This window comes from Natronocella acetinitrilica (assembly GCF_024170285.1).
GTDB classification, from domain to species: Bacteria; Pseudomonadota; Gammaproteobacteria; order Nitrococcales; family Aquisalimonadaceae; genus Natronocella; species Natronocella acetinitrilica.
On record NZ_JALJXV010000009.1, the window covers coordinates 174,294 to 191,281 of the forward strand.

At 62.8% G+C, this 16,988-nt stretch carries 14 protein-coding genes; 11 read left to right on the plus strand and 3 right to left on the minus strand.

Annotated elements, in window-relative coordinates; all coding sequences use genetic code 11:
• The first annotated feature begins 63 nt into the window (after positions 1-63).
• The 5 genes from J2T57_RS17995 to J2T57_RS18015 are packed head-to-tail and all read left to right on the plus strand — an operon-like array spanning position 64 to position 4,230.
• Positions 64-720: an amino acid ABC transporter permease gene (locus J2T57_RS17995; RefSeq protein WP_253482720.1), complete on the plus strand. Its 657-nt coding sequence runs from the start codon at positions 64-66 to the stop codon at positions 718-720.
• Positions 721-732: 12 nt separating this feature from the next.
• Positions 733-1,437 carry an amino acid ABC transporter permease gene (locus tag J2T57_RS18000; protein WP_253482723.1) on the plus strand — a complete coding sequence of 235 codons (705 nt, stop codon included), beginning with the start codon at positions 733-735 and terminating at the stop codon, positions 1,435-1,437.
• Complete coding sequence (locus tag J2T57_RS18005) at positions 1,424-2,242, plus strand: amino acid ABC transporter ATP-binding protein (RefSeq protein WP_253482726.1); 819 nt, start codon at positions 1,424-1,426, stop codon at positions 2,240-2,242. The genes J2T57_RS18000 and J2T57_RS18005 overlap by 14 nt, the downstream gene beginning before the upstream one ends.
• Positions 2,243-2,257: 15 nt before the next feature.
• Entirely contained in the window at positions 2,258-2,965 is a 708-nt protein-coding gene (locus J2T57_RS18010; RefSeq protein WP_253482729.1) for a DUF1989 domain-containing protein, read from the plus strand.
• A complete protein-coding gene (locus tag J2T57_RS18015; RefSeq protein WP_253482732.1) occupies positions 2,965-4,230 on the plus strand; it encodes a M20 family metallo-hydrolase in 1,266 nt (421 codons plus the stop codon). Before J2T57_RS18010 ends, J2T57_RS18015 begins: the two co-directional genes overlap by 1 nt.
• A 101-nt stretch (positions 4,231-4,331) precedes the next feature.
• On the opposite strand, the gene J2T57_RS18020 is transcribed toward J2T57_RS18015, so the two are convergent.
• Complete coding sequence (locus J2T57_RS18020; protein WP_253482735.1) at positions 4,332-5,528, minus strand: cation diffusion facilitator family transporter; 1,197 nt, start codon at positions 5,526-5,528, stop codon at positions 4,332-4,334.
• Positions 5,529-5,650: 122 nt separating this feature from the next.
• On the opposite strand from J2T57_RS18020, the gene J2T57_RS18025 reads away from it, so the two are divergent.
• From J2T57_RS18025 to J2T57_RS18040, 4 genes are all read left to right on the plus strand, one after another.
• Positions 5,651-6,397 (plus strand): SDR family oxidoreductase, encoded by a 747-nt coding sequence (locus J2T57_RS18025; protein ID WP_253482738.1) that lies wholly within the window; start codon positions 5,651-5,653, stop codon positions 6,395-6,397.
• A 36-nt stretch (positions 6,398-6,433) separates the two neighbouring features.
• Positions 6,434-8,128 (plus strand): DUF945 family protein, encoded by a 1,695-nt coding sequence (locus J2T57_RS18030; RefSeq protein ID WP_253482741.1) that lies wholly within the window; start codon positions 6,434-6,436, stop codon positions 8,126-8,128.
• A 248-nt stretch (positions 8,129-8,376) separates the two neighbouring features.
• Positions 8,377-8,583 (plus strand): hypothetical protein, encoded by a 207-nt coding sequence (locus J2T57_RS18035; RefSeq protein WP_253482744.1) that lies wholly within the window; start codon positions 8,377-8,379, stop codon positions 8,581-8,583.
• Between the two features lie 162 nt (positions 8,584-8,745).
• Positions 8,746-10,437, plus strand: coding sequence for a cyclic-di-GMP receptor FimW-related protein (locus tag J2T57_RS18040; protein WP_253482747.1), 1,692 nt, complete (start codon positions 8,746-8,748; stop codon positions 10,435-10,437).
• 5 nt (positions 10,438-10,442) lie between these two features.
• On the opposite strand, the gene J2T57_RS18045 is transcribed toward J2T57_RS18040, so the two are convergent.
• Entirely contained in the window at positions 10,443-10,688 is a 246-nt protein-coding gene (locus J2T57_RS18045; RefSeq protein WP_253482750.1) for a hypothetical protein, read from the minus strand.
• A gap of 90 nt (positions 10,689-10,778) precedes the next feature.
• Between J2T57_RS18045 and J2T57_RS18050 the strand changes: the two genes are divergently transcribed.
• Together J2T57_RS18050 and J2T57_RS18055 are read left to right on the plus strand one after the other, a co-directional pair.
• On the plus strand, positions 10,779-12,035 hold the full coding sequence (locus tag J2T57_RS18050) for an efflux RND transporter periplasmic adaptor subunit (RefSeq protein WP_253482753.1): 1,257 nt from the start codon (positions 10,779-10,781) through the stop codon (positions 12,033-12,035).
• A complete protein-coding gene (locus J2T57_RS18055) occupies positions 12,032-15,175 on the plus strand; it encodes an efflux RND transporter permease subunit (RefSeq protein WP_253482767.1) in 3,144 nt (1,047 codons plus the stop codon). Before J2T57_RS18050 ends, J2T57_RS18055 begins: the two co-directional genes overlap by 4 nt.
• A 36-nt stretch (positions 15,176-15,211) precedes the next feature.
• On the opposite strand, the gene J2T57_RS18060 is transcribed toward J2T57_RS18055, so the two are convergent.
• Positions 15,212-16,852 carry a methyl-accepting chemotaxis protein gene (locus tag J2T57_RS18060; RefSeq protein WP_253482770.1) on the minus strand — a complete coding sequence of 547 codons (1,641 nt, stop codon included), beginning with the start codon at positions 16,850-16,852 and terminating at the stop codon, positions 15,212-15,214.
• Positions 16,853-16,988: the final 136 nt, after the last annotated feature.

Below are 16,988 nucleotides of genomic sequence, written 5' to 3' on the forward strand. Positions count from 1 at the left end.
CCCGGCCGGTGCCCATAGGCGGCACCGGCCGGACCAGTCCCCGCCGCCCGGCCGGAGCTTCCCATGATCGACATACTGATCGGACACTACGGCGTTTTCGCCCAGGGGCTGATGACGACACTGATCGTGTCCTTGTCTGCGATCGGGGTTGGCCTGGTGCTCGGGGTCACCCTGACTTTCGGTCTCACCAGCCAGTATCGGATCATCCGCTGGCCCTGCGGGTTGTATCGCAGTTTCTGGCGTGGGACCCCCATCCTGCTGCAGCTCTTGCTGGTTTATTACCTGTTGCCGGATATCGGCATCGAGGTGGCACCGATTACAGCGGCGATTCTCGCCCTGTCATTGAATACGGCTGCCTTCCAGGCGGAGATCTTCCGCAGTGGCCTGGCCCATGTGCCGGCCGGTCAGGTGGAGGCCGCCCGCATGGTGGGCATGGGCATGTGGACGATCCGTCGACGCATACTCATGCCGCAGGTCTTTCGCCTGACGCTGCCGCCGTTGACCAACGAGGTCATCACCATCCTCAAGAATTCCTCTCTGGTGTCGGTGATCGCCGTCACCGAATTGATGCGGGTGAGCGATCAGATCGTCTCCCGCACCTTCCAGCCGCTGGAGACCTACCTCGCGGCTGCGGTGATCTATCTGTCGGTAAACCTGGTTCTGGCCCGTATCAGCGCGCTGCTCGAGCGGCGGATGCGCGGCGGCCTGGCCGCGGACTAGGAGGCGACGGTCATGATCGACTTTCAATTGCTCATCGACATGCGCGGCCTGATCCTGCTGGGGCTGTGGAATACCGTCTGGATCTGCTTTGTCGGCTGCATCATCGCCATCGTGCTCGGTCTGGCGCTGGCGTCCCTGCGCCTGGCGCAGCCCAAGGTCTTTGGTTGGCCGATCGCCGCTTATGTGGAGATCTGTCGCGGTACGCCCTTGCTGGTGATTCTCTTCCTGCTCTATTTCGGAGGCCCCAGCATCGGTCTGCGCCTGGAAGCGGAAGTGGCCGGGCTGGTGGGCATCGGGCTCTATGGCGCCGGCTACTTCGCGGAGATTTTCCGGGCCGGGTTCAAGTCCATACCGCCGGGTCACGTCGAGGCCGCGCGGATGCTTGGTATCTCTCGCTGGCATGTGCTGACCCGCATCCAGATTCCGCAGATGATGCGGCTGATCGTGCCGCCCAGCACCAACCAGTTGATCATCCTGGTGAAGGAGTCCGCGCTGTTGTCCGTCATTTCGGTGGATGATCTAACCAAGAACGCCACCACCATCGTCAATCAGACCTTTGTGGTGGTTGAACCCTACGTCGCGGTGGCACTGCTTTACTGGCTGATCATCGAGATCGTGGCCCGCGGCGGCTACTACCTGGAGCATCGACTCAAGGCCCGGCAAACGCCGCGGGTGCGGGCCGTGCAGAGAGGAGGAGAAGGACATGCGAGCAGCTGAACGGGTCCAGCCGGTCGAGGATAGTTCGGTGGAAGGCGCCGTTGTTTCGGCGAAGGGGCTCGGCAAGACCTTCGGTGATACGGAGGTTCTGAAGGACATCGATTTCTCGGTGGCTGCATCAGAGGTCGTGTGTGTCATCGGGCCGTCGGGGTCGGGTAAATCCACCCTGTTGCGCTGCCTCGCTTTTCTCGAGGCATACGATGCAGGCAGCGTGCATATCGGTGGCCAGCTGCTCGGCTACAAGGATCAGGGTGGCATGCGGGTGCGCGCCAGTGAGCGAGCCATCGACCGGGTCCGCGCGCCCATCGGCATGGTGTTCCAGCATTTCCACCTCTGGCCTCACCGCACGGCGCTGGAGAATGTCACCGAGGCGCTGCGCCTGGTTGCAGGATTGTCGCGCCGTGAGGCCGAGAAACAGGGCATGGACATGCTCGAGCGGGTCGGTCTTGTCGATCGTGCCGATCATTATCCGGAACAGCTTTCCGGCGGGCAGAAGCAGCGTGTTGCAATCGCCCGCGCCCTGGCAATGAAGCCCCAGGTCATGTATTTCGACGAGCCCACCTCGGCCCTCGACCCGGAATTGGTCGGTGAGGTTCTTGAGGTGATGAAACAGCTCGCCCGAGAGGGGATGACCATGGTCATCGTCACCCATGAGATGGGCTTCGCCGCCCACGTGGCCGACCGCGTCGTCTTCATGGATGCCGGGAAAATTGTCGAATCCGGCAAGCCCGAAGAAGTCTTTCGTAACCCAAGTAGCCCACGCCTTCAGCAGTTTCTGAATACCTGGCGCGAGCGCAGTATCTAATCAGAGGAGAATGTCATGAGTTTCGATCACGCCCGAATTGCCACGATGCCGCAGCTCAACAGCAAACCCTGCGGTAGCAACCACACCCTGGAAGACCCGATCTCCGCCGACGGCACGCCGGTGATCGGCGAGCGCTACCATGTGGCCGCCCGCGGTGGACGTGCGGTGCGTGTGAAGGCCGGTCAGACCATTCGCATCATCAATACCCACGGCACCCAGGTCTGTGATACCTGGGCATTCAACCAGGACAACCTCAACGAGTTCATGTCCTGGGAGCATGGCCGGGCCTGGATCGACGGCTTGATCCCCAAGGTCGGTGATCCGCTGATGAGCAATCGTCGGCGCCCCATCATGACCTTGACCGCTGATACCTCACCGGGCATCCATGACACCCTGATGGCGGCCTGCGATCTCTACCGCTACATGACCCTGGGCGTCGAAGGCTACCACGACAACTGCGCCGACAACCTCCGTCTGGCCATGCAGGCCATTGGTCTGGAGGCACCTGAAGTACCGCAGCCGCTCAATCTGTGGATGAATATCCCGGTGGATGACCAGATGAAGATCCAGTGGTGTGCGCCGGTTTCCCGGCCTGGGGATTATGTGGATCTGCGCGCAGAAATGGACTGCATCGTTGCCATGTCGGCCTGTCCGCAGGATATTATTCCGATCAATGGAGATGACTGCAAACCCGTAGAACTGCATTTCGAGGTACATGACTGATGCCTGATCAATCCGCCCGAGCCGCCGCTGCGGTTGATTCCCGACGGTTGTGGGAAGACCTGCGCAACCTTGCGCAATTGGGTGCCAGGGCGGACGGCGGGGTGGGTCGTCTCGCCCTGGATGAAAATGACGTGAAGGCCCGTCTCTGGCTGGTTGAGCAAGGGCGTGCGCTGGGTTGCTCGGTGCGCATGGACGCGGCGGCAAATGTGTTTCTGCGTTTGCCGGGCGGCGATGAAAACCTGCCACCGGTCGTCACTGGCAGCCACATGGACAGCCAGCCGGCCGGTGGCGCCTACGACGGCGCCTATGGAGTGCTCGCCGGGCTTGCGGCGCTGCGGGCCGTGCATGAAGCCAGAATCGCCACCCGGCGTCCGCTGGAAGTCGTGGCCTGGACTAACGAGGAGGGCGTTCGGTTCTCGCCGGGTACCTCCGGTTCGGCCTGTTTTGTCGGCGTCCGCAGCCTTGAGGAGACCCGCGCGCTCACCGACGGTGAGGGCATCAGTTTCGGCGAAGCCGCCGACGCTTGCCTTGCCCGTCTTGAAGCGCAGGGCGTGCCGACTGCGGATTTCGCGACGCCCATGTCGGCGTTCGTGGAGCTGCATATCGAACAGGGGCCCGTACTGGAGCGGGCTGGCGCCCGTGCTGGTGTGGTCACGGGTATTCAGGGGGTGAGCTGGTTCGAGTTCACCGTGCGGGGTACGGCAAACCACGCTGGCACCACGCCCCGCGCGGCGCGCCGCGATGCCCTGGAGGGTGCCTGTGCGCTTGCAGTCGCGCTACGCGAACAGGCCCGGGATGATGCCGACGAAACGCGGTTCACCATCGGCCGCTTCCGGGTGTCGCCGGACTCGGTCAATACCATTCCCGATGAGGCGGTGTTTACCGTGGATCTTCGCGATCCCGACCAGGCCAGGCTGGATGCGCTGGAAGCAACCTTCCGCGACCTTGCGGCGGGCGAATGGGCTGGCTGTTCGGTGGAGGTCACCCGGCTGTCGCGGATCGACCCGGTTGTATTTCCGGATGCGGTGACCGGGGCGGTCGCCGAGGCCGCCGAGCGGGATCTGTGCATGGAAGCGCCACGGCTCATGTCCGGTGCGTTCCATGACGCCATTCACTTGGCGCGGCACTGTCCCACCGGGATGATCTTTATCCCGTGCAAGGACGGTGTCAGCCATCATCCGGCGGAAAGCATCACCCCCGATCAGGCGGAGGATGGCGCCCGTCTGCTGGCTGCCACGCTGGTCCGACTGGCTGAGGTGGCGTAGGGTCCCTGTCGCGTCGGGACCTCGATGCCCCGGCGTGGCATTTCGGTCTATGCTCGGTCCATTGGCCCCGGATGCGCAACTCGGCGCTGGATAACAATCACTCAACGGTGTGGATCGGTCCCGTAGCCGCGTCCCTGCCCCTCCACTACCAGCAAGCGGATTCTGCCGACGTAGAGCAGGTGGTGACTTGCGATCTCCAGGCGACGCATAAGCGTGTCAACATCGCCGCCTCCCGGTGACTGCCGGACCAGGATATCGATATCCACCCCGGACGGTTTGTAATGCAGGGTCAGTGTGCGCTGCTCCGGTAGTTCCTCGATCTCATTCCAGGCGCGGGAAAGATCCTCGGTGATGACCTCCCGGGGAGGCAAGGCGTCTGCCGGTGAATCTGCCAACTCGTTATCCGGCTTGATACCCACCAGCACGTCGGACACGGCGTCAATCCGCCCGAGCAGGGCATGCTGGACCTGGGTGGCGATACGGTTGGCCTCCGACAGGCGAATATCCGGATCCAGCATCAGATGGACGTCCATCACCACCTGGCCACCCATGCGCCGAGTGCGCAAGTGCTGATGCCTGCGCACTCCCGGCACCGCGTCGATCACCTGCTCCAGTTCCCGCAGTTCGTCATCGGCGAGGCCGGTATCCACCAGCTCGACGATGGATTGGCGAATGAACCGCCAGCCCATACGGCCCAGAAACAAGGCAACGACAATCGCCGCGACGGCGTCCAGCCAGGGTGCACCGAGCATGGCTCCCGTCACGCCGACCACCACCACGATGGATGAGAGCGCATCGGAGCGGTGATGCCAGGCATTGGCCTCGATCAGCGGTGAGCGCGTGTCGTGGGCAACCTTCAGGGTGTAGTGGTAGAGCGCCTCCTTGGTGCCCACGGAGGCCACCGCGGCAATCAGCGCCAGCCATCCCGGATGCAGCAGGAGATCCGGATTCAGCAGACGCATCACCGAGTCATAGACGAAACCGCCGCCAATCATGAGCAGCAGCGCGCCGATCAGGGCGGTTGCCGCGGTTTCGATACGGGCGTGGCCGTAGGGATGGTCCTCGTCCGCTTCCTTGCTGCCCCAGCGGGCAGCAAACAGCACCAGGCCGTCACTGAGCAGATCGGAGAGGGAATGAACGCCATCGGCGACCAGTGCCTGGGACTGGCCGAAGATGCCGGCGGCAATCTTCCCCACCGAGAGGAAGCAGTTGACGACGCCCCCTACCAGGGTGACCCGCCGCTTCGCCGGCCAGTCCGAGGCCGTGTTGTTCTGTCCGTTCTGGGTTGCTGTCTGCATCGCTTTCGCGCATCAGGGTTCCGGGATCGGCTCCTATTGTGCCCTTGGTGGCCTGCGTTGTCTGTTGTCGAATGCTCTATGATGAGGCGCGATAACACACAACAGGATTGCGGGAGGAGAGCATGCGTCTGAACGGAAAGGTAGCCGTCGTGACCGGTGGTGGGTCCGGATTCGGTGAGGCCATCGCGCGGCGGTTTGCCGGGCAGGGTGCCCGAGTCGTCGTCGCCGACATCAATCTCGAGGGTGCCGAACGGGTCGCCGAGGCGATTGCGGAATCGGGTGGCGAGGCTTTGGCCGTGCGTACTGATGTCAGTCAGAACGACGATATGGCGTCACTGGTGGAATCCACAGTCAGCCGGTTCGGTACGCTCCACGTCATGGTCAATAACGCCGGGACCACGCATCGAAACGGTCCCATGCTGGATGTGGACGAGGACACATTCGACAGGGTCTATGCAGTCAACGTGAAGAGCATCTACCTGTCGGCGCGGCATGTGGTGCCGGTATTTCGTCGTCAGGGCAGTGGCTGTTTCATCAATGTGGCGTCCACTGCCGGCGTTCGGCCCCGCCCGGGGCTCACCTGGTACAACGGCAGCAAGGGAGCGGCGGTCATTCTCACCAAGTCCATGGCCGTGGAGCTTGGGCCGGAACAGATCCGGGTCAACGCCATCAATCCGGTCATGGGAGAGACGGGGCTGATCGACCAGTTTCTCGGCGACAACAGTCGCGAGGCAGTGATCTCGGGAATCCCGATGGGCCGTCTCAGCCAGCCGTCGGACATAGCCTCGGCCGCCCTGTTTCTTGCCTCGGATGACGCCGCTTTCATCACCGGGGTCTGTCTGGAGGTGGACGGCGGGCGTTGCGTGTAGCATGCGGAATCGATTTGCGTTGCAACAGGGTGTTTCATGAAAAAGGGACTTTTGATCGGCATGGTCGGCGCGCCGTTGGCACTGTTCACCTTGTATCTCGGTGCCATGCACTGGAGTGGTCAGCGTGTCGAGGCCGAGTTGCGCGAGACGCTTGCCGCTCTGGACGGGGTGGCGGGCGTTGAACTGCGGGATATTGCCATCGACCGCAGCCTGCGGCAGACACGGGTGTGGTTGCGCGTCCTGCCCGGGGGGCCGCTGGATGTCATCCATCGCCAGGAGCTGGAGGATGCCGGATTGCCCCCGTCGCCCCTGGAGTACGAGGCGACGCTGTCCATCGACCATGGGCCAGTGATGCTGCAGGGCAGTGGCCCCGGCTTCGGGCTTGCTGCTGGCCTGGTCGAGGTGACACAGCCTGCCCATCATCTGCTGAGAAAATATGGCGACCATCATCCGGAGCCGGGTCGCGGCATATTCCGGGTGGACTTCTCCGGCGATGTGATCGGGGATTACACCCAGCCCGCGTTCGAGGGCACGGCCTGGACCCGCCTTGACCACGATGATCGTGCCGATGATCTGCCCTACGATCTGTGGACAGATACAGACCATGTCCGCTACCGCTACGCCTTGTCAGACGGCCAACTGGAGGTCGCAGGAACACTCGGTGAGACCTGGCTCGAATGGGAGCACGGCGTGCGGGCAGGGATTGGCAGCGGCGATTTTGAAGCAGGTGGCGTACTCCGGCCGGAGCGGCATCGGCTGGATTATTCCATCAACCTTGCCGAATTCCATTATCGCGATAACGCCATGGACTCGGAGCAGGTTCTCCGCGGCATCGCCCTGAACGGCAGCACCGCGGGCAATGGCGGGTATCTGGATGAATTCGTGCTGTATGGCAGCATCGACGAATGGGATAACGCACTCGCCGCAGATCGCCTCACCGGGCGTTCAATGCGCATACGGGCCGAGGTGGACCGCGAAGCTGATGGCGCCTGGTTTGCCGACCTGGATCTCGCCATGGGGCCAACGCTCATGGTTCTGGGCGATGCGGGTGATGAACCGCTGGGGGTCGATGGCGCGACACTGGGCTTGCGGCTCCTGGAGGGCCATGACGGCGTCACTGTGGCGATGGAGATGACGGCCGCGGGAGAGCTGGGTGGTGAGCCTTTCTCCCACGCCGCCGCTCTATCGCTGGAGGGCCTGGAGCGCGACGCCTATGGCGCGGCATGGCTGGAACTCGAACCGGCACTGCGCGCGGACGCGGATTCAGCGATTCTGGTCGACATCCTGTCACGCCATTTCGACGCGCTTTTCGCGGGTCAACCGGCTCTGCTGATCGGCCCGGTTCGGATTGATGTCCTGGGGAACGTACTGGATATCGTGGCGAGGTTTCCGGTGCAACCCGACTGGATCGCCGAGTTCGGAAGCCCGGGGCTGTTCTGGCCGCAGGCGGGCCTGCGTGGCCGGTTGGACATGGATCCGGGGTTTACCGTAATCCTGGCCCGGCTGGCGGCGACGCAGATGGAAGGGTCTCCGCTGTTCGTGCAGAACGCCTTGCAGCAGCAACTGGATGGGTTCCTGCGCAGCATGGCCGACATTGGTCTGATCGCCGAAGTTGATGGGCGCTACAGGCTGGACTGGCGGGTGGAGGATGACCGCCTTCTGGTCAACCAGGGCCTGGACGTGACCGAGGAATATCAGATGTTGCTCTATCAGCTGCCTGGCCGCTTCTGATCAGGGGCGGCAAACGGCTTGATAAATCGCACAAAGTTGGTGCAATCTGGCCGCGATCTTGTCGAAGCCAGCGGCTTTTTACGAGCTTTCGTGACCTGCGTCGAACATTCTGATTTTCTATTAAGTCCCCGTAAGAAAAAGAATTAGTCCTAATTCCACCTAGCTATTTCAGGTCTCTTGTCCGATACTTATGTTGCGGTGCAATAATTCGCACCATTATTGGGCATTCTGGATCGGTGAGGTGGATCGTGCGACATGATCAGCAGTTTTATCGGGTTACGTACCACGAGGCGGAGCGCATTCGTCGCGAGGCTATCGAGTTGCGCAACAGGGCCATCGGGGATGCCGTGCGGGCGGCCGTTCGTAGCGTCCATGCAGCCCTGGATCGCGTCAGTTTCCTGTCCCCGAACGCACAGCTTCGGCGGGTAATACCGGACAGCGACGTCCGGACATGAGTGTCTATCCAGAGCCCCGGTGCAATCGACCGGGGCTTTTCGTTTCAAACCCGCATACGTCTCGCCCATCCTTCCTGCCTCATGTAATCTTGCAGATCGAATCCCCGTGGTATTCAGGAGTCGCCCCCAGCGCATGGATGAGTTTCGTCATTGGTGCAATCGATGAGCTTTGCCAGTGTAGACTCGGGCAGCCTGCCGAGCGGCAGGCCGGACCGAGACCGTTTCGATGAGCGGCCCAAGTCCGTGGAGCAATGGCTTGCACAGTTGCCTGTCGCGGACCCGAACGTCACCGGTCGGCGTATTCTGGATGTCCTGGAGGCGGCTTCCGCTACCAAGCTCAAACCAGAGGCCCGACTTGGCCACCTGACCCAGCTGGAGCGCATCGTCGCCTACGTGGTGGACAGTCTGCGCAAGCGCTATCACCTGCAGCCATTGCCCCTGCCCAGTCGCAGTGCCCAGGCTGCGCGTTTGCTGTTTCAGTTGTCCGAGGCCATGGTACGTGGCTATCGGCTCGTCCTGCTCACCGACCCGCGTGGCCTGTTCGGGTTGCGGCGGGGTCAGCGCGCCAGGGCGCAGCTTGGTGTCTGTCGTCACACAGGCGTGGTGCTGATGGAATGCTGGCAACTCTACCGTCGCCCGCCTCCGGGAGTCTGGATCACCCTGCACGGCAGTTGGCGGGTCGCCTCGGCCCAGCGCATTCATCGTCGTCCGATACCGGCTCTGGATGGACGACGCAGCGTCGACGACGTATACAAGCAACTGCTTTTGACAGCGGCCTGTGACCCGTGGCGCATGCCCCGTGGCCGGGTCCAGGTCGTGCATCGGATGCTTGGCGAGCTTGCGCGATATGCGGTGTTCGGCGAGGTTGATGGCAAGGGTGGACCGGCGTTCCTGGTGAATGCCGAAGGTGATGAAGAGCCGTGTCCCGTTGATGCTGCCCAGGGGCAGCCAACGGAGAATGCGCTTTACCTGCAGACGGATGGGCTCTGTCGCGTGCTCAGTGAACGCCGCGACAAGCAATTGCGGACTGATCGGGGGGGCGATGACAGGGGTGATGACGATGCCACCACCATGCAGGACATGATTGATGCGCTTGCCCGGACCACCAGCCGTGCCTTCGACAGATCACCTCAACGCGGTTCCGTTTCATTGGTCTTCGGGCTTAGCCGCATTCGCCGTGTCCTGGAGGTTGCCTCGGAGAAAGCTGCGACTGAGCCGGTGGGCAATGGCAGCGACTTCGGTGCTACTGAACTCACCTGGGAAGGCGCGGAAGACCTGGACGACGACATCTGGGAAATTTCATCGCAGCTACGTGCCGACGCCGAACACCTGGTCGCAGCCCCGGTGGAGGGTTTCTCAGGTCGCGAATACGGTGATGCAGAGACTGAACAGGAGCGAGGCTGGCATCTCGTGAATCGCAGCCCCGGAGGCTACTGCCTGCATTGCCCGGAGAATTCCGGCAGCCGGGCCCGTGTCGGTGAGATCGTGCTGCTCAGTCATATCGAGGGCGGGCACGGTGGCCGCGGCGAGACGGCGGTGGTTCGTTGGCTCAAACGCGAAGGTGGCGCGGGCATGCGTATAGGCGTGGAGCTGCTTGGCACAGAGCCCCTGCCGGTCATGGCGGCAGTTCTGAATCCGGACATGGCCACCACCGATCCCCGCGAAAGCCTGCTGTTACAGGCAGATCCCGATGGCAAGCCTGATGAGACCCTGGTCGTGCCACCCATGCAGGTCGCCACCGAATACCGGGTCGAAGTGCGTGGGTCGACCTTGGTTCGCGAACTCGAACTGCTGGAAGAGCGGCAATCCAGTCCGGTTTTCAGGCAGTTCGCATTCCGGGGGATGGGACACTAACGTCGTTATTGCTGCTGGTGTCGCATGGCCTGCTCGATGCGCTGCAGCGCGAGTTCGATCCGGTTGAGTTCCTCTGCGGTGACGCGGGCTATTTCCTGAAGGACCTCGGCGTTCTCAAGCTCCTGGGCCTGTTCATCCAGATCCCGGTCCAGCCCACGGCGAAAATCCAGATTGATCTTGCGCAATCTCTCGGCGAGAGCGTCGCGTTGTTTTTCCAGCGTCTCCCGGCGCTGCTTGAGATCCTGTTGCATTGGCGCACTCCGCGTTACGCGTTGCCCGCTGGCCGATGGTATCTTTGCGGCTGCCGGGGATGAACCCCATTGTCAGCGCGAAGGAATGTAATGTCGATAGCCCGTCGTCTGTTTCGGGGCCTCCTGCCCCTGCTGATCCTCGGATCGGCGATCCTCGTTGTTGCTGCCCTGATGGCTACCCGACCGGAGACGGTGCCGGTCCCGGCGGAGGAGCGGGCATGGCCCGTTGAAGCGGTGCAAGCTGTCCGGGGTGCACATGCGCCCATTCTGCGCTTGCACGGGTTCATCGAGTCACCCCGCGCTGCCACCCTTCGCTCGGCCGTGGAGGCGGATGTGGCCGAGGTACTCATTCGTGAGGGTGACAGTGTGGCCGCCGGTGATCCGCTGATTCGGCTTGATCCCGAGGAGCTGGAGCTCGCCCTGCGGGAGCGCCGTGCGGAGGTGGCGGACCTTGAGGCGCAGCTTGCAGTGGAGCGTCAGCGCATCGTCGGCGACCGCCGCGATCTGGAGAGCGAAGAGCGGCTGCTGGCCATTGTTCGGCGGGAGATGGAGCGTATCAGCAATCTGGCGTCTGAGGCCTTCACCTCCCAGGCCGAAGTCGACCAGGTCAGTCGTAATCTGGAGCAGCAGATACTCGCGGTGAGCGCGCGCAGGCTGGCGGTAGCCAGTGCCGATGCCCGTCTGGCACAGCTCGAGGCGCGGCTTCAACGTGCCCAGGCACTTGCTGCCCGGGCCGAGCTGAATCTGGCTCGTAGTAACGTTGCGGCGCCCTTCGACGGGCGTATCGCCGATCTCCACGTTGCACCGGGAGACCGCGTCGGCCCCGGCGAGGTGCTTGTGGCGCTGTACGACAGCGACGCACTGGAAATCCGTGCCATGGTGACCAGCACCCATGTGGCTCGACTGCGCCAGGCATTGCAGACCGGAGAGCTTGAGGCCCACGCCGTGGTGGACGGGGCCTCAGTCCCCGTCCGCCTATCGCGCCTGGCGGGTCGCGCCGACCCCGGGCAGGGCGGACTGGATGCACTGTTCGCCATTCCCCCGGGTGCTGACCTGCTGCTGGGTCGATTCGCCACCCTCGAGCTCACACTGCCCGCGGAGCCCGACAGCGTGCTGCTGCCATTCGAAGCCTTGTATGAGACCACCCGTATCTATCGTGTCCGCGACGGGCGGATGGAAGCGGTAAGCATCGAGCGCATCGGCGAAGCCCGCATGCCTGACGGACGGCGTGGGGTGCTGGTGCGAAGCGATGTGCTCCAGGACAACGATCTTGTTGTGGTCACCCAGTTGCCCCAGGCCATGGAGGGCCTGTCGGTCCGGGCCGTAGAGCGTGGTGACGGCACATGAACCCGACGGCGGCACCGGAGGAACGGTCGTGGATCGCCTTCATTGCCCGGCATCCGGTTGGCGCCAACCTCATCATGCTGCTCATGATCATCTCCGGTCTCTGGGCCCTGCAGCAGCTCAACACCCAATTTTTCCCCAGCTTCGAGTTGGATTTCGTGCAGGTGCAGGTGGAATGGCGGGGTGCCACGGCGGAAGACGTGGCAGACGCCATCACCGCTCCGCTGGAAGACGAGCTGCGCGATCTCGATGGCCTGCGGACCATGACCTCCGTTTCCGGCGAAAACATGGCAACCATCATCCTCGAGCTGGAGGAGGGCATCGACATCAGCGAGGCCACGGAGTCCATCAAGGACCGGGTGGCCCGTGTCAGGAATCTGCCGGCGGATGCTCGCGAACCGACAGTCACCCGGGTGGTGCGCTATGACCCCATCGCCCGTGTACTGGTCACGGGCGACGTGGATCCCCTGGAGCTGCGGGAGCTGGTTCGAACCCTGGAGGACGAACTGCTGGAACGGGGGGTCGCGAACATCGAGATCACTGGTCTGGCCGACCAGGAGATCCGCATCGAATTGCCCCAGAGTCGTCTGCTGGACCTGAACCTGAGCTTCCGTGATTTCGCTGGTCTCATTGCCCGCCAGAGTCTCGATCTGCCCGCCGGCGAGGTGGGCGAGGGCGATGTTGCCCGGCGCTTGCGGGGGCTCGATCAGGCGCGCACCGCTGCGGCTTTCGAAGACCTTCCGGTGACGCTACCCGGCGGTAACACCGTCAACCTCGGGGACATAGCCACTGTCAGCCGAGCGGATCGGGACAACACCGTGCGGTTGCGCTATGAGGGACGACCAGCCATCGAGTTGCTGCTGCAACGTGCCGAGCGTGAGGATGCCCTTGCCGCGGCGCGTATTCTCGATGAATTCATGGCCGAGCGGCCCGGTACTCTGCCGAGCAGCGTGCAACTCTCCGTCTTCGACGAGTTCTGGCAGTTCCTGCTCGAACGCATCCAGCTTCTGCTGAAGAACGGCGCAGGCGGTCTGTTGCTGGTGGTAGCAGTGATGCTGCTGTTCCTGTCCTCCCGCTTGGCCTTCTGGGTGGGGCTTGGTATCCCCGTTTCGTTTCTCGCCGCCATGGTGGCCCTGTTGCTTGCCGGTGGCAGCATCAACATGATCAGCCTGTTCGGTCTGATCATGGCCCTTGGCATCATTGTCGATAACGCCATCGTGGTAGGGGAAAACGCCCTTGCCCGCTACCAGGGGGGGGAGGCACCGGCGGAGGCCGCGATCAACGGCGCCCGGCGGATGCTGGTGCCGGTGATGGCTGCATCCCTGACCACCATTGCTGCTTTTCTGCCCCTGATGATCATTGGTGGGCCTATCGGCAACATCCTCTTTTCCATTCCCCTGGTGGTGGTCTGTGCGATTGCGGCCTCCATCATCCAGGCCTTTTTCATTCTGCCTGGCCACTTGCGACGCACCTTCGAGCGGGGTGAGGGCATGGCGCCCAGCAAGACCCGCGAGCGTATCGATGGCGTCTTCAACCGCTTCCGCGATGGGCCGTTCCGCCGTGCTGTCTCTGCGGCACTGGATTACCGCTGGGCGACCCTGGCCGCAGCGGTGGGCATACTCGCAGTCTCCATGGCCCTGGTTCCCGCCGGACGACTACCGTTTACGTTCTTTCCGTCCGTCGAGGGCAACATTGTTCATGCGAACGTCTCTTTTGTGGCCGGCACCCCGCAGTCCCGGGTAGAGACCTATCTGGCTGATCTTGAGCGCAGCCTGATCGAGACCGATGAAGAATATGGCGGCGGTGTGCTGCGCACGCATGTCGTCCATATCGGCCAGACCGTTGCGTCCGATCCGGCCAGTATCCGCATGGGGGATCAGTTCGGCGCGATCATGGTGGAACTGACTTCGCCGGAGTCCCGGACCGTGCGCAACCGGGAGTTCCTGCGGGCCTGGGAGGCGCGCACCCCGCCGGCGCCGGGTCTGGAAAATCTGACAATTCGTGAACGGGAGGGAGGACCACCGGGTTCGGCCATCGATATCCGGCTGACAGGTACGACGCCGGACCAGCTCAAGCGGGCGGCCATGGACTTGCAGGACCGGCTACGGCTGTTCCAGGGTGTCAGCGGTATTGCCGACGATCTTCCCTACGGCGCCGAGCAATGGGTCTATCGGCTGCGCTCCGAGGGGCGTCGGCTGGGCCTGACCACCGAGGATGTGGGCCAGCAACTGCGCGCCGCATTCGGTGGCGAGCTGGTGCAGATCTTCCACCAGCGACGGGAGGAAATCGAGGTTCGTGTGCGGCTCGCGGCGAGCGAGCGCGATGAGCTTGCCAGCCTGTTCGATTTTCAGCTGCAGCTGCCCGATGGCCAGCGGGTGCCTTTGGCCAACATGGTGGAACTCGAGGCACGCCGGGGCTTTGACTCTATCCGCAATTTCGATGGCCGTCTCGCGGTGCGTGTCAGTGCCGATGTGGATGCGGATGTGGCCAACGCAAACCAGATTCTCGGTGATCTGGAATCCGGCTTTCTACCCGAGCTGTCCGAGCGTTATGGGCTGCGTTTCGGTTTCGAGGGGCGGGCGGCGGACGAGGAGGAGACCCTTGCCGACATGCGTATGGGGCTGATCCTGGCCCTGGCCCTGATCTATCTGATACTGGCGGCGGTGTTTGGATCCTACGGCTGGCCGCTATTGGTGATGGCGGTGATTCCCTTCGGCCTGGTGGGTGCCTTTGCCGGGCACTACCTGATGGGGCTGGATCTCACCATACTCTCACTCTTCGGCTTGTTCGGCCTGACCGGCATCGTGGTCAACAATTCCATCATCCTGACCGTGTTCTATCGGGATATCCGGGATGAGAATCCCGAGGGTGATGTGCTGGATGCCCTGGTGGAGGCTTCGCGCCAGCGCCTGCGACCGGTTATCGTGACCACGCTCACGACCATTGGCGGACTGCTGCCGTTGATTTTCGAAACCTCACTGCAAGCCCAGTTCCTCATTCCCATGGCGGTGGCAATCGCCTTCGGCCTCGGGGTGGCAACGGGCATCGTGCTGTTCCTGGTGCCCGCCATGCTGGCGGTCTACGAGACGACCGCCCAGCGCTTGCGTCAAGGCCGTAAGCCCCTGGTGAACAGGACCGGTTGAGTGGCAACCGGTCCTGCAATGCCATCTGTCGCCGGCTCAGGACTTGAAGAAAGCCACTTTCTCTGTCAACTGATCGGCGAGGCTTGAGAGGTCGCGACTGGCGTCCGCCACCCGGTCGGAGACGTCGCCTGTGATCTCGGTCGCCTCGGTGATCCGGTTGATGTTCTGATTGAGTTCGTCGGCGACACGGCTTTGCTGCTCGGCTGCCGTTGCGATCTCGGTATTCATCTGGTTGATGGACGAGATGTCCTCGCGTATGCCGGCAATTGACGCCTCTGTGCGGGCGGTCTGCGCCACCGTGGTCTGAGCCAGTTCGCGGCTGTTCTCCATGACCTTCACCGCCTTGCCGGTGCCTTCCTGGAGCTTGTCGATCATGTTGCTGATCTCGCGGGTGGAATCCTGGGTCCGTGAGGCGAGGGCGCGCACTTCGTCAGCGACGATGGCAAAGCCTCGACCGTGTGTGCCGGCGCGGGCCGCCTCGATGGCAGCGTTCAGGGCCAGCAGGTTGGTCTGCTCGGCGATAGCCTGGATCACCTCCACGATGGTTTCGATTTCGGTGCTTTCCTTGTAGACCTGCTGAACGCTGCCGGCGGCATCCTCCAGCGTGTCTGCCAGCTTCTCGATGGCTTCCGCAGTCTGTCGAACCTCGGCATTGACCCGCATACCACCTTCATCGGCGTTCTGGGTCGCTTCTGCCGCCCTGTTGGCATTACCAGCCACCTGGGCCACCGACGCCGCCATTTCGTTCGTGGCCACGGCCATCTGGGTCGTTCCCTCGGACTGCTGGCGAATCTGGTTGCGATTGCTCTCCGATGCCTCGAGCAGGCCCGCCGCGGCGCCGGTCAGGTTGTCCGCCGCCGAGCGGACCTCCGTCATGGTCTCCCGCAGGCGCTCGCTCATACCCTTGAGCTCGCCCATTACACTGCGTGGGTAATCAGTATGTATCGCCGTGGCCAGGTGTCCCTGACTGATCTTGCGGATCACGGCTGCGACTTCCTCCGGTTCGCCCCCGAGGACGGATTTCAACCGCCGTATGATCAGCAGCGACACGATGATGCTGAGCAGCACGGCAATACCGGCAACAACCAGCATCAGCATGCTGAAATCGCTGGCAGTGCGTTGCACCCGGGCGATGTCGGTGGCGATGCTGGCTTCCTGATAATCGATGAAGGCATTGATGCGGTTCAGCCACTCCGTATAGGCAGGGGAGACCTCATTCAGCAGAAATGTCCGGGCAGCGCCGATGTCGTTCGTCTGCCTCAGCGCGATCAGGCGATCGCTGAGGGCAAGCGTGGTCTGCTCGATGGCCTGGATGTCCCCGAGCAGGCGTTGTTCCTGGGCACTTGCTCCCTGGGCATCGAACAACTGGTTCATGGGCTCCGCCGACTCGGCGTAGAAGGATTTCAGTACCTCGATGTCGTTCAGGTGTCGTTGCAGGCCGGCATTGCTCTCTTCCAGCACCGCATCGCGAATCGCAATGGCACGGTCATGGACGCTGCCGCGAAAGTTGATGGCGTAACGCTGCTTCAAGGTTGCACCCTCGTCCACCTCGGTGAGGGTGCTGTCGATGACGCCGACGCGCTGGACGCCCACCAGCGTCACCATGATCAATAGAGAGAGGACCAGAGCGAAGCCGAGTCCAAGGCGTTGACCCACGCTGAGATGCCTGTTGAACATTTGTTGTTTTCCTTGAAGCAGGTGACGGGTAGCCGAATGGCCATCCGCAAAAAGAAAAGCTATACAGCAACTGTACAAATCAGGATATAGACATGTACACGTGCGTTATGTGTGGTCTGTCGCAGAAACGATGGAC

What these genes read in the sequence shown, in the direction of transcription:
- J2T57_RS18010 (WP_253482729.1), top strand. Translation starts at nt 2,258, where the DNA reads ATGAGTTTCGATCACGCCCGAATTGCCACGATGCCGCAGCTCAACAGC.
- J2T57_RS18030 (WP_253482741.1), top strand. Translation starts at nt 6,434, where the DNA reads ATGAAAAAGGGACTTTTGATCGGCATGGTCGGCGCGCCGTTGGCACTG.
- J2T57_RS18045 (WP_253482750.1), bottom strand. Translation starts at nt 10,688, where the DNA reads ATGCAACAGGATCTCAAGCAGCGCCGGGAGACGCTGGAAAAACAACGC.
- J2T57_RS18000 (WP_253482723.1), top strand. Translation starts at nt 733, where the DNA reads ATGATCGACTTTCAATTGCTCATCGACATGCGCGGCCTGATCCTGCTG.
- J2T57_RS18050 (WP_253482753.1), top strand. Translation starts at nt 10,779, where the DNA reads ATGTCGATAGCCCGTCGTCTGTTTCGGGGCCTCCTGCCCCTGCTGATC.
- J2T57_RS18055 (WP_253482767.1), top strand. Translation starts at nt 12,032, where the DNA reads ATGAACCCGACGGCGGCACCGGAGGAACGGTCGTGGATCGCCTTCATT.
- J2T57_RS18020 (WP_253482735.1), bottom strand. Translation starts at nt 5,528, where the DNA reads ATGCAGACAGCAACCCAGAACGGACAGAACAACACGGCCTCGGACTGG.
- J2T57_RS18015 (WP_253482732.1), top strand. Translation starts at nt 2,965, where the DNA reads ATGCCTGATCAATCCGCCCGAGCCGCCGCTGCGGTTGATTCCCGACGG.
- J2T57_RS17995 (WP_253482720.1), top strand. Translation starts at nt 64, where the DNA reads ATGATCGACATACTGATCGGACACTACGGCGTTTTCGCCCAGGGGCTG.
- J2T57_RS18040 (WP_253482747.1), top strand. Translation starts at nt 8,746, where the DNA reads ATGAGCTTTGCCAGTGTAGACTCGGGCAGCCTGCCGAGCGGCAGGCCG.
- J2T57_RS18025 (WP_253482738.1), top strand. Translation starts at nt 5,651, where the DNA reads ATGCGTCTGAACGGAAAGGTAGCCGTCGTGACCGGTGGTGGGTCCGGA.
- J2T57_RS18060 (WP_253482770.1), bottom strand. Translation starts at nt 16,852, where the DNA reads ATGTTCAACAGGCATCTCAGCGTGGGTCAACGCCTTGGACTCGGCTTC.
- J2T57_RS18005 (WP_253482726.1), top strand. Translation starts at nt 1,424, where the DNA reads ATGCGAGCAGCTGAACGGGTCCAGCCGGTCGAGGATAGTTCGGTGGAA.